Below are 12197 nucleotides of genomic sequence, written 5' to 3'. Positions count from 1 at the left end.
GGCGGGCGGGGTGCCCGTGGTGGAGGTCGCGGTGGCGCTCGCCGTACGTCCGGTTCGGTCGATCACCACTGCTTTGTACCGCAGGGCGGTTCCGGCGGGTACGTCCTCGCCGAGGGTCTGGGTGACCTTGTACGGGGCGTGGTCGGCGGAGCCGAGGGTCTGCCACTCGCCGTTGCCGACCTGGGCGGCGAAGACGACCCGGTTGAGGTGTCCGCCGTCCACATCGGCAGCGACCTCGACCGTGCCGGTGGCCCCGGCGGCCGGGGCCTTGAGGGTGAGCGTGGGCTTGGTGGCGGGCTTCGCGAGGGGGCCGGCGGCCTTGAGGACGATCGAGGAGCCGGCGGGGACGGTGACGGTGACCTGCTTGTCGGCGTCGCTGCGCACCTTGGCGTCGGTGCCGTAGAGGCCCTCGAAGGTCATACGGGCGGAGCCGGTGGCGAAGGTCGCGGTCCTGGCGTCGTCCGCGTTGTTGAAGGCGACGACGTACTCGGTGCCGGTGCGGGCGTCGGTCCGCGAGAAGGCGTAGACGCCCGCACCGTCGGACGCGTGACGCTCGGTCTGCACGCCGTCGGCGAGGGCCGGGTGGGCCTTGCGGAGCTTGGCGAGCGCGCGGATCTGCCGGTAGAGCGGCGCGTTCGTGTCGTACGCGTCCGTGGCGTGCGTACGGTCCGTGCCGAGCAGGTCGTCGTCGAGGTAGTCGGCGGTCTTCGAGGCGAACATCGTCTGGCGGGCGTCCTTGTCGCCGCCCGCGCCGGTGAAGCCCTGCTCGTCGCCGTAGTAGACGACCGGGTTGCCCCGGCTGAGGAACATCAGCTCGTTGGCGAGCCTGTCCTTGGCGAGCAGTTCGGCGTCGGAGGCCTTCGGGTCGTCCTGCTTGAGGAAGGTCCCGAAGCGGCCCATGTCATGGTTGCCGAGGAAGGTGACCTGCTCGTACGCGTTGGCCCGGCCCGTCGTGTACTTGTAGTCGTCCCCGAAGACCTGGGCCAGTCGCTTCGCGCTGCCGCCCTGGGAGGCGTACGACCGTGCCGCGTCCTGGAAGGGGAAGTCGAGCGTGGAGTCGAGGCGGCCCTGGGTGACGTACGGGGAGGTCACGGAGGTGTCGGCGGAGTAGACCTCGCCGAACATGAAGAAGTCGTCGCGGCCCTTCTTCGCGGCGTACGCGTCGAGGGCGGTGGCCCACTGCGTCCAGAACTCCATGTTCACGTGCTTCACGGTGTCGATCCGGAAGCCGTCGATGTCGAAGTCCCGGACCCACTTCTCGTAGATCTTCTCCATGCCGGAGACGACCTCGGGACGCTCGGTCCACAGGTCGTCCAGCCCGACGAAGTCGCCGTAGGTGGCGGACTCGCCGGCCCAGGTGGAGTCGCCCCGGTTGTGGTACATCGTCGGGTCGTTGAGCCAGGAGGGGACCTTGGTCTTCTTCTTCGCGGCCGGGACGACGGGGGTCCTGGGGAAGGAGTCCCGGTCGACGCTCGGGAACTTCGCGCTCCCGTCCGCGTGGTCGGTGTCGTCGAAGGGCTTCCCGTCCTTGGTCAGGTAGGGGAAGGCACCCTTGGAGAGGTAGTCGTAGGACTTCTCCTCGAAGTCGACGACGTCGGCGGTGTGATTGGTGATGACGTCGAAGAAGACCTTCATGCCCTTGGCATGGGCCTTGGAGATCAGGGTCTCCAAGTCCTTGTTGGTGCCGAAGTGCGGGTCGACCTGAGTGAAGTCGGTGATCCAGTAGCCGTGGTAGCCGGCGGAGGCGTTGGCCCCCGTCCCCTGCACGGGCTGGTTCTTGAAGATCGGGGCCATCCAGATGGCGGTGGTGCCGAGGCCCTTGATGTAGTCGAGCTTCTTGGTCAGGCCCTTGAGATCGCCGCCCTGGTAGAAGCCCTTGTCGGCGGGGTCGTAGCCGGTGGTGAGGCGCGAACCGGTGAGTCCGCCCTTGTCGTTCGCCCTGTCCCCATTGGCGAAACGATCCGGCAGGACGAAGTAGAACTGCTCGCGGGTGAGGTCGTGACGGGCGGCGCTCTTCGCCAGCTTCGCGTCGGACGGCGGTGCGGGCGGGGTGGCGGCCCCGGCGGTGAGGGGCTGGACGAGCGCCGCGGTCAGCGCGGTCACGGTGACCGCGCCGACCACGGCGGTCCGTCCGGCGTGGGCGGTGCGGCGCCTCGACGGCGTCGGCCATCTCGGTATCACAGATGGGCTCCTTGCGATGACGGCTTGGTGGGTCCGACCCCGCGTGACCGTATCGCCGCCGAAAGCGTTTCAGCAAGAGTCTTGAAAGTAACGGTAAGGGCTTACAAGACCGTCAGCAGCTGGTCTTGCCCGCGTAGATCGCGAGGGCGGTGTTGGAGCCGAGGGTCGCGGTGAGCTGACCGGAGCCGTTCACGGTGACCGTCGTGTTGTTCTGCACGTTGCAGTAGGTGCCGGCCGCGAGGGAGGTCTGGTACGTGCGGCTGATGCTGCTCGACTCGTGGTTGATGGCGACGAAGCCCTTGCCGCCCCGGCCGAACGCGATCGCGTCGCCCCCGTTGTCCCACCAGTTGGTGACGGCCTCGCCGCGGGTGGCGTTGCGGAAGGGGACCATGCGCATGATCTCCGGCCAGGCGTGCTGGCACTTCCAGCCGCTCTGCCAACAGGCGCTGACCGCACCGCCGTTGGGCGGGCCCGCGTCGTGGTCGGTGAACTCGTACCCGGAGTTGATGTCGGGCGCGCCGTACGGGTACGCCAGCATGAAGACGTTGGCGAGGGTGTAGTTCGCGTTGTCCTTGTAGCTGAGGGTGGAGCCGTTGCGCTCGGTGTCGTGGTTGTCGACGAAGACGCCGGCGGACGAGCTGCTCATGTACCCCCAGCCCTCCCCGTAGTTCCTCAGGTAGGCGAGGTTCTCGTTGTTGAAGACCCGCTTGAGGTCGAAGGCGTACCGGAACTCCTGCACGTCCCCGTTGCCCGTGTACTCGCTCGGCTGCACGGCCTCCCCGGAGCCGTAGATGGCCTCCTGCTTCCAATACGCGTTCGGGTTGCTCAGCCGCGACTTGATGTTGGCGAGGTCGGCGGCGGGGATGTGCTTGGCGGCGTCGATCCGGAAGCCGTCGACGCCGTACCCGAGCAGGGAGTTCATGTACCCGGCGATGGCCGAGCGGACGTACTCCTCACCGGTGTCCAGGTCGGCGAGGCCGACGAGTTCGCAGTTCTGGACGTTGGCGCGGTTGGTGTAGTCGCTGATGGTGGCGGTGCAGTCGTCGAAGTCGAAGGAGGAGTAGAGGCCGGGGTAGGTGTACTTCGTGTACGACGAGCCGCCGGTTCCGGTGCCGCTGCCCGCCGACATGTGGTTGACGACCGTGTCGACGACGACCTTGACGCCGGCCGCGTGACACGTGTCGATCATGTTCTTGAAGGCGGTGGCGTTCCCGAGCCGTCCGGCGATCTTGTAGCTGACGGGCTGGTACGAGGTCCACCACTGCGCGCCCTGTATGTGCTCGGCGGGCGGTGAGACCTGGACGTAGCCGTACCCGTTGGGGCCGAGGGTGTTGGTGCACTCCTTGGCGACGGAGGCGAAGTTCCACTCGAACAGGACGGCGGTCACGTCCTTGGTGCCGGGGGGCGAGGCGTACGCGTTCGTCGTGGGCACCGCGAGCGCGATCGACGCGCCGGCCGCGAGAGCGAGCGCGCCGGAGAGGGTTCTGCTGGCCATGTGTGGGGTCCTTCTCCGTTGAAGGGGTCCGAAGGGGGTGCGTGGGCCGTGGACGAGCCCGTGCGGCAAAACCGTTGCGGATTCTTGCTGCAAGATGGCTGAAAACTTTCAGCCGCAAGGAAGGTACGAGTCCACTTGTCAAACGGTCAACCCTCCGGACACACCTTCTTCACGCGCGCGAAATCTCTTCACAGACAGGGGTGTTGAGTCCCGGACGGGGAAGGTGCCGACGTCATGGCGGCGCCCATCTCCATGAACTCGTGGAGATGGGCGCGTAGGCGAGGAGCCGAAATCCCTACGTGGGGAACGCTCCGCGCGGAGCTTCCGTAGGGAGCGGCGGCGGATCCGGGTCGGGGCCGGGCGTGTGCGGCACCGCCCTGGCCGTATGCGGTGGGGTGAACTGGGCGTTGTGTTCGCTCGCGCCCCGGTCGGCGTCGTCCTCGCTGTCGAACAGCATGATGACGGCGAGGTCTTCCTCCGGGCAGTACACATCCCACGTGGTTCCGGAGCGGGGCTCTGCCGGGGCTCGCTGCTCGCTGGGTCTCGTCATGAGGGACACACCTCCCTGCCGAGCGCAACTCCATTGTCCGGCTGGGGAAGCGGGTCCGCCACCGGGGCAGGGACACACGAGGACGCCGACCGCGTACCCAGCACGGTCGGCGTCCTCGCGCGATCGTCAGCCCGTCGTCCACCAGACGGTCGTGTCGCCCGGCAGCTTCGCCTCGTCGTCGGCCACCGTCACCTCGCCGCTGGCGACCAGGACGCGGCCGTACGCGGGGATCCGTACCGCCTCGCTCGTGGTGTTGGCGACGCACACGAAGTCGCCGCGGCGGAAGGCCAGGACGCCGGCGGGGGCCTTCAGCCACTCCACCGAGTCGCCCGCGCCGAGGGAGGGTTGCTCGCGGCGGACGGACAGGGCCGTGCGGTACAGCTCCAGGGTCGAGTCCGCGACGCCCGTCTGGGACTCCACGCTCAGCTCGGCCCAGTCGGCGGGCTGCGGCAGCCAGGAGCCGCCGGAGCCGAAGCCGTACGACGAACCGGCGCGGGTCCACGGGATCGGCACCCGGCAGCCGTCGCGGAAGCCGTCCTGGCCGGCGCCCCGGAAGTACGCGGGGTCCTGGCGGACCTCGTCCGGGAGGTCGACGACGTCGGGGAGGCCGAGTTCCTCGCCCTGGTAGACGTAGGCCGAGCCCGGCAGTGCCAGCATCAGGAGCGAGGCGGCGCGGGCGCGGCGCAGGCCCAGGGCGCGGTCGCCCGCGAGGCGGATCTGTGTGCCGAGGCCCGGTTCGTTGGCGAAGCGTGTCGCGTGCCGGGTCACGTCGTGGTTCGACAGCACCCAGGTCGCGGGGGCGTTCACCGGGCGCATCGCGTCCAGCGTGCGGTCGATGACGTCCTTCAGCTCCACGGCGTCCCAACTTGTGCTCAGGTACTGGAAGTTGAAGGCCTGGTGCAGCTCGTCGGGGCGGACGTAGTTCGCGGTGCGTTCGACCGTCGGCGTCCACGCCTCCGCGACGAAGATCCGCCCGCCCGTCTCCCACCACCGCCCTTCTGCGGAAGGCCCTTCGGGCCCCTTGTTTCCCGCGTACTCGTCCAGCACCAGGCGCCATTCGCGGTAGATCGCGTGGACGCCGTCCTGGTCGAAGAAGGGCATGACATCGTTGCCCAGCAGTTTCAGCTGGTCGTGGGCGCCGAGGTCCGGGAGGCCGTCCGCCTTGACCAGGCCGTGGGCGACATCGATACGGAAGCCGTCGACACCGATGTCCAGCCAGAAGCGGAGGATGGAGCGGAACTCGTCGCCGACCGCCGGGTGCTCCCAGTTGAAGTCGGGCTGCTCCGGGGCGAAGAGGTGGAGGTACCACTCGCCCGGTGTGCCGTCCGGTTCGGTCACCCGCGTCCACGCCGGCCCGCCGAAGATGGACTCCCAGTCGTTGGGCGGGAGTTCGCCGTTGATGCCCTTGCCGGGACGGAAGTGGTAGCGGTCCCGCAGCGGCGAGCCGGGGCCCTCCGCCACCGCCCGCTTGAACCACTCGTGCTGGTCGGAGGAGTGGTTGGGGACCAGGTCGACGATGATGCGCAGGCCCAGCTCGTGGGCGTCCCGGATCAGGGCGTCCGCGTCCAGGAGCGACCCGAACATCGGGTCCACCGCGCGGTAGTCGGCGACGTCGTACCCGGCGTCGGCCTGCGGGGAGGCGTAGAAGGGACTGAGCCACACGGCGTCGATGCCGAGGTCGCGCAGGTACGGGAGTCGGGACCGCACGCCTTCCAGGTCACCCATGCCGTCACCGTTGCTGTCGGCGAAGCTGCGCGGATAGACCTGATAGATCACCGCGTCGCGCCACCAGTCGCTGCGCGGGGTGGTGGTGAGGGCAGAGGTCGGGGCCGGAACGGCTGCGGAGTGCTGCTGGCTCATGGCGTCCTTGGTGCGTAACGGGGTCATCGGTTCGGAAGTATCAGAAGCGGGTGCGGAGGGCGGGGACAGAGGCGGCCACGGTGCCGGCGGGGTCGGATGGACACCGTGACCGCCACCCGCGCCCCGAAGGGGCGCGGGGGCTGTGACATCAGCGGCTTCGCCGCGGGGCGCGACCAGCCACGACGAAGCCGCAGACAACCGACGGCCCTCGCGGCTCAGCCACGGCGGTCAGCCCTTCGTGCCGCCCGCGGTCAGACCGGTCACCAGGTTCTTCTGCACGAGGTAGAAGAACGCGGAGACGGGGATCGCGACCAGTACGGCGGTGGCCGCCATCAGGTTGCGCTGGGCGTCGTGTTCGCTGACGAAGCTCTGCAGACCGACGGCGAAGGTGTACTTCGTGTCGGACAGCATGAACGTCGAGGCGAAGGCGACCTCCCCGAACGCGGTGATGAAGCTGTAGAACGCGGCGACGGCGAGGCCCGGCTTGGCGAGCGGCAGGATCAGCCGGGCGAAGGTGCCGAAGGGGGTGAGGCCGTCGACGCGTCCGGCCTCGTCGATCTCGAAGGGGATCGTGTCGAAGTAGCCCTTGAGCAGCCAGGCGCAGTACGGCACGGCCGTCGAGCAGTAGACGAGGATGAGGCCGAGGTAGCTGTCGACGAGCCGCAGTTCCGACAGGATCTCGTACATCGGCACCATCAGGACGGCCACCGGGAACATCTGCGTGACCAGGAGCACCCACATGAACTTCCGGTAGCCCGGGAAGCGCATGCGGGAGACGGCGTAACCGGTGGTCGCCGCGATCAGCACCCCGATGACGGTGGTGCCGAGCGAGACGACGAGGGTGCTGACCAGCCAGTCGAAGAACGGTGTCTCCTGAAGCACGTGCGAGTAGTTGGCAAAGGTCATTTTGCCGAAGATGCGCCCGGGATGCAGGTAATCGTCCTTGTCCGGTCCGAGGGACAGGAAGACCAGCCAGGCGATCGGGAAGAGCGCGGCCAGGCTCGCCACGATGAGGATCGTGTGGGAGGCGAGGGAGCCGGCGAGGCTGTTCTCGCCGCGGCGGCGGGTCCGGGGCGCCGCGGGGGCGGACGCGGCCGGCCGGTTCTCGGCGGCCGTGGTCCTGCCGTTCGTCGTGGGCGTCGTGGTGCTCATGGGGGCTCCTGCCTCAGATCGCGAGCTGCTGCTCATCGCGGTTCAGCCAGCGGCGGTAGACGGAGGTGAAGACGATCAGGATGGCCAGCAGCAGGATGCCGTAGGCCGCCGACTGCGCGAAGTCACGCGGCTGCTGCCCGAAGCCGAGGTAGTAGGCCCAGGTCACGAGGATCTGCGCCTCGGGCGCGGTGTCGCCGAACAGCAGGAAGATGACGGCGAACTGGTTGAACGTCCAGATGACGCCGAGGAGAACGACGGTGGAGCTGACCGAGCGCAGGCCTGGCAGGGTGACGTAGCGGAAGCGCTGCCAGGCGCTCGCGCCGTCCATCTCCGCCGCCTCGTACAGCGAGGAGTCGATGGACTGCAGGCCGCCGAGCAGCGAGACCATCATGAACGGCACACCGCACCAGGTGTTGACCATGATCGCGGCGAACCGCTGCCAGAAGGTGTCCTCCAGCCACAGCGGGGTCGGCAGGTGCAGTGCTTCGAGGCCGGCGTTGATCACTCCGCCGTCGGCGAGCATGAACCGCCAGCCGAACACGGTGACGAAGGTGGGCACGGCCCACGGCAGGACCAGGATCAGCCGGTAGAAGGTGCGGCCGCGCAGCTTCTGGTTGAGCAGCAGCGCGAGGCCGAGGCCGATGACGTAGTGCAGGGCGACGCAGAGCGCCGTCCAGACGATCGTCCAGATGAAGTGCGACCAGAAGCGGTCGTACGACGTCGGGCCCCACAGGATGTCGGCGTAGTTGTCGAAGCCGATGAACTCGTAGGTCGCCTCGATGTGGTTGGCGCCGATGGTGCGCGCCGAGTTGAGGCTGTTGGCGTTGGTGAGGGTGAGGTAGAGGCCGCGCGCCAGCGGATACAGCACCAGGACGCCGAGCACGACGACCACGGGGGCGATCATCGCGTACGCGTACCAGTACCGCTGGTACGACTGCCTCAGACGCGACAGCGGGCCCGGGCGCCCGCCGGGTTCACCTCGGCGCTTGCCGGTCGCTCGGTCGATGGCGACTGTCATCGTTCGACACCTTCTGGAAGATCACGGGAAGATCGGGGGCCGGGCCTGCTGGAGGGCCGGGCCGCTCGACGGCCCGGCCCCCAGGGATCACTTGCTGTAGTCCGGGACCAGCTTGGCGATCGCGGTCTCCGCGTTGCCGAGGCCCTTGTCCAGGGACTCCTTGCCGCCGGCGATCGCGAGCAGCTCGGTGTCGAGCGGGCCCCACAGGGAGCTGTACTCGGGCAGCTCGGGGCGCGGCTGGGCGGCGGCGAGGACGGTCTGGTAGCCGGCGATGCCCGGGTCGGCCTTCACCTCGGCGGTGTAGGCGTCGTCGCGCGTGGGCAGCGTGGAGTTCTTCAGGGCGATGGTCTCCTGGGACTTCGCCGAGGTCATGAAGTTGACGAACTTCAGCGACGCCTCCTGGTGCGCCTTGTCCGAGCCGGCGTAGACGGAGAGGTTGTGGCCGCCGGTCGGGGCGCCCGCCTTGCCGCTGGAGCCGGCCGGGACGGTGGCGATGCCGAGGTTGGCCTTGTCCTTGAACGCGGAGCCCTTGTAGAAGTTGGTGATCTCCCACGGGCCCTGGACGATCGAGGCGACCTTGCCGTTGACGAAGGCGTCCTGGATGTGGGCGTAGGCGTCTGCGGTGGTGTCCGCCTTGTGCAGGCCCTTGCCGTCGAAGAGGTCCAGCCAGGTGCCGTAGGCCTTCTTCGCCTCGGCGGAGTTCACGGTGATCTTCTTCTGCGCGACGTCGACGGTGTCGGTGCCCTCGCCGTAGAGGAAGGACTGGGCGTAGTAGGCCTGGGTGGAGCCCCAGTAACCGTCGACGCCGGTCTTGTCCTTGATGGTGGCGGCGGCCTTCTTCAGGTCGTCCCAGCTCTTGGGGGCCTCGGCGATACCGGCCTTCTCGAAGAGCGCCTTGTTGTAGACGAGCGCGAGGGTGTCGGTGACGAACGGAACACCGTAGGTCTTGCCGTCGTACTGGGCCTGCTTGATCAGGTTGGGCTGGAACTTGTCCTGGTCCTTGAGCGCCTCGGTGCCGTCGAGCGGCAGGAAGAAGCCCTTCTTGGCGAAGGCGGGCGTCCAGCCGACCTCGGAGCGCAGGATGTCCGGCGCGCCCGTGGCACCGGCGGCGGTGTCGAACTTGTTCTGCGCCTGGTCGAAGGGCACGTTGACGTACTTGACCTTGATGTCCTTGTGGGCGGCCTCGAACTCCTTGACCAGGGCCTTGTACGTCGGCGCCTCATTGGTGGCGTTGGAGGTGTCCCACCAGGTGATGGTGACCGGACCGTCGGCCGAGTCGCCGCTGTCGCTTCCGCCGCAGGCCGTCGCCGTGAGGGCGATCGACGCCACCAGCGCGGTGGCCGCTATGCCACGCCGCATGAGATCTCCTTGAGGGTGAAAGCCCGTGTGCTGGGCAGAGGGCCCCGTCTGCCGCTCCTGCCGAGTTCCGGCCGCGCCGTCGCCGCCGCCGGGCGTGGCCGAACGTAACAGCGTTGTAAGCGCGACGAAAGACCTTGCTGCAAAAAATTGCAACAACGGGCGATGGTTACCGGCCCGTGACCTGCGCTCGACTTGGCTGAAACCTGCCATCCGCGCCGCTCAGCGAGGGTTTGGCGGGCTGTGCAAGACTCTGCAAGCTCTTGCCACCATCGGCGGGGGCGGCCATCATCACCTTGTCAGCGCCTTGCGAAGGCCACCCCTTCCGCACGCGGGGCGCCCCCACGGACACCGACAAGAATCACGAGGGACCGCGATGACGCAGCAGCCCGCGCCGGGCCGCACCCCCGCCCGCCCCCGACGCCGGGCCGGTGGGCAAGCGCAGGTCCGGCCGGTACAGTCCAGTGCTGTGACCACACGGCTTGCCGACATCGCAGCCCAGGCGGGGGTCAGCGAGGCGACTGTCAGCCGCGTCCTGAACGGGAAGCCGGGCGTCGCCGCGACCACTCGCCAGTCCGTCCTGGCCGCCCTCGACGTGCTGGGCTACGAGCGGCCGGTCCGGCTGCGGCAGCGCAGCGCGGGCCTGGTGGGCCTCATAACGCCCGAGCTGGAGAACCCCATATTCCCGGCCCTGGCGCAGGTCATCGGCCAGGCGCTGACCCGGCAGGGGTACACGCCGGTGCTCGCCACCCAGACCCCCGGCGGGTCCACGGAGGACGAGCTGACGGAGATGCTGGTCGACCGGGGGGTCGCCGGCATCATCTTCGTCTCCGGGCTGCACGCCGACACCTCGGCCGACATGCAGCGTTACGAGCAACTACGCGCCCAGGGCGTGCCCTTCGTCCTCGTGGACGGTTTCTCGCCGAAGGTCCAGGCCCCCTTCATCTCGCCGGACGACCGGGCGGCGATGTCGCTCGCGGTGACGCATCTGGTGTCACTGGGGCACACCCGGATAGGTCTGGCGCTGGGCCCGAAGCGTTTCGTGCCGGTGCAGCGCAAGATCGAGGGCTTCGTCCGCACGATGCAGGACCAGCTGGGGCTGGCGGCCGCGACGGTGGAGTCCGAACTCGTCCAGCACTCCCTCTACACCCTGGAGGGCGGCCAGGCGGCGGCCATGGCGCTCATCGACCGGGGCTGCACGGCGGTGGTGTGCGCGAGCGACATGATGGCGCTGGGCGCGATCCGGGCCGCACGGCAGCGGGGGCTGGAGGTCCCGGACGACGTCTCGGTCGTCGGCTTCGACGACTCCCCGCTGATCGCCTTCACCGACCCGCCGCTGACGACCGTCCGCAAGCCGGTCCCGGCGATGGGGCAGGCGGCGGTGCGGACGTTGCTGGAGGAGATCGGGGGGACTCCGGCGCCGCACAGTGAGTTCGTGTTCATGCCGGAACTGGTGGTGCGGGGGTCGACCGCCTCGGCGCCTGGGGACCGCTCTCGTACCTGAGACGGAGATATGGGGGAACGATGCGGTACGTACGGAGGACAAGGCCCTCGGCGCCACCCCGACGGACGTGCGTGACGAACCCGACCAGAGGATGATCGGTGGGGTACCGGATTTCTGGCAGACTCTGTGCCCATGGGTGAAACGACCGTGACGACACTGGAGGAAGGCCGGGAGCAGGCCGCTCCGCGGTCCGTCACGGGCGCGCCGGAGCAGAGGTTCCTGCACCGGCTGCGGGTACCGCGCAGGCCTCGTCTCTGGTTCGAGATCCTGCTGATCGCGGTGAGTTACTGGACGTACTCACTGATCCGCAACGCGGTCCCCGAGCAGAAGGCGCAGGCGCTGGAGAACGCCGACTGGATCTGGAAGGTGGAGCACCACCTCGGGATCGCGGTCGAGGAGACGATCAACCACTCCGTGAACTCGGTGACATGGCTGATCGTCGGCATGAACTACTACTATGCGACCCTGCACTTCATCGTCACGCTCGGTGTCCTCGTGTGGATCTACCGTAGTCATCCGGGTCGTTACGCGGCGACACGTCTGGTCCTCTTCGCCACCACCGCCGTGGCCCTCGTCGGGTACTACTTCTACCCGCTGGCCCCGCCCCGCCTGATGACCGGCGAGAACTTCATCGACACGGTCGTCGTCCACCAGACGTGGGGCTCCATGGCCTCGGGCGACCTGAAGAACATGTCGAACCAGTACGCGGCGATGCCGTCCATGCACATCGGCTGGTCGCTGTGGTGCGGACTCACGATCTTCGCGCTGGCGTCGGTGCCGTGGGTGCGGGTGCTGGGCCTGCTCTACCCGACGCTCACGCTCGTCGTCATCGTCGCCACGGCCAACCACTTCTGGCTGGACGCGGTCGGCGGCATGATCTGCCTGGCCTTCGGCTACGGCGTGGCCCGCGTCTGGTACGGAACCCTGCCGTACGCGCTCCCACGCCGGGTGACCGGAGACATCCGGGAACCGGAACTGGAACCGGTCAAGGCGTAGCCCCGGCCGGGGGGCGTCACCTGCGGGTCCGGGGCGGTGGGAGTCGCCGCCCCGGACCGTCGCCAGGCCGGGGCGGCGGGGGCAG

9 protein-coding genes are annotated in these 12197 nt (G+C 68.6%); 2 read left to right on the top strand and 7 right to left on the bottom strand.

The window, feature by feature from the left end; all coding sequences use genetic code 11:
* The 7 genes from P1P70_RS30415 to P1P70_RS30385 form a co-directional block, all read right to left on the bottom strand.
* Positions 1-2181, bottom strand: a 2181-nt coding sequence (locus tag P1P70_RS30415) for an alpha-amylase family glycosyl hydrolase (RefSeq protein ID WP_319243433.1), incomplete at its 3' end; no start/stop codon positions are given.
* A gap of 112 nt (positions 2182-2293) precedes the next feature.
* On the bottom strand, positions 2294-3676 hold the full coding sequence (locus P1P70_RS30410) for an alpha-amylase family protein (RefSeq protein WP_319243431.1): 1383 nt from the start codon (positions 3674-3676) through the stop codon (positions 2294-2296).
* A 295-nt stretch (positions 3677-3971) separates the two neighbouring features.
* Positions 3972-4226, bottom strand: a complete 255-nt coding sequence (locus tag P1P70_RS30405; protein ID WP_319243428.1) for a hypothetical protein — start codon at positions 4224-4226, stop codon at positions 3972-3974.
* Between the two features lie 126 nt (positions 4227-4352).
* Complete coding sequence (locus tag P1P70_RS30400; RefSeq protein ID WP_319243436.1) at positions 4353-6086, bottom strand: glycoside hydrolase family 13 protein; 1734 nt, start codon at positions 6084-6086, stop codon at positions 4353-4355.
* A 228-nt stretch (positions 6087-6314) separates the two neighbouring features.
* Positions 6315-7238, bottom strand: a complete 924-nt coding sequence (locus P1P70_RS30395; RefSeq protein WP_319243426.1) for a sugar ABC transporter permease — start codon at positions 7236-7238, stop codon at positions 6315-6317.
* 13 nt (positions 7239-7251) lie between these two features.
* Positions 7252-8256, bottom strand: a complete 1005-nt coding sequence (locus P1P70_RS30390) for a carbohydrate ABC transporter permease (RefSeq protein WP_060884948.1) — start codon at positions 8254-8256, stop codon at positions 7252-7254.
* Between the two features lie 87 nt (positions 8257-8343).
* Positions 8344-9615 carry an extracellular solute-binding protein gene (locus P1P70_RS30385; RefSeq protein ID WP_319243423.1) on the bottom strand — a complete coding sequence of 424 codons (1272 nt, stop codon included), beginning with the start codon at positions 9613-9615 and terminating at the stop codon, positions 8344-8346.
* A gap of 466 nt (positions 9616-10081) precedes the next feature.
* Here P1P70_RS30385 and P1P70_RS30380 point away from each other — a divergent pair, with 466 nt between their 5' ends.
* Both P1P70_RS30380 and P1P70_RS30375 read left to right on the top strand, forming a co-directional pair.
* Complete coding sequence (locus tag P1P70_RS30380; protein ID WP_319243421.1) at positions 10082-11116, top strand: LacI family DNA-binding transcriptional regulator; 1035 nt, start codon at positions 10082-10084, stop codon at positions 11114-11116.
* Between the two features lie 132 nt (positions 11117-11248).
* Positions 11249-12112 carry a phosphatase PAP2 family protein gene (locus P1P70_RS30375; protein ID WP_319243418.1) on the top strand — a complete coding sequence of 288 codons (864 nt, stop codon included), beginning with the start codon at positions 11249-11251 and terminating at the stop codon, positions 12110-12112.
* The last annotated feature ends 85 nt before the right edge of the window (positions 12113-12197 follow it).

It is taken from the genome of Streptomyces sp. MB09-02B (assembly GCF_033794485.1).
GTDB lineage: Bacteria > Actinomycetota > Actinomycetes > Streptomycetales > Streptomycetaceae > Streptomyces.
This window is presented reverse-complemented; position numbering and strand designations above follow the sequence as displayed.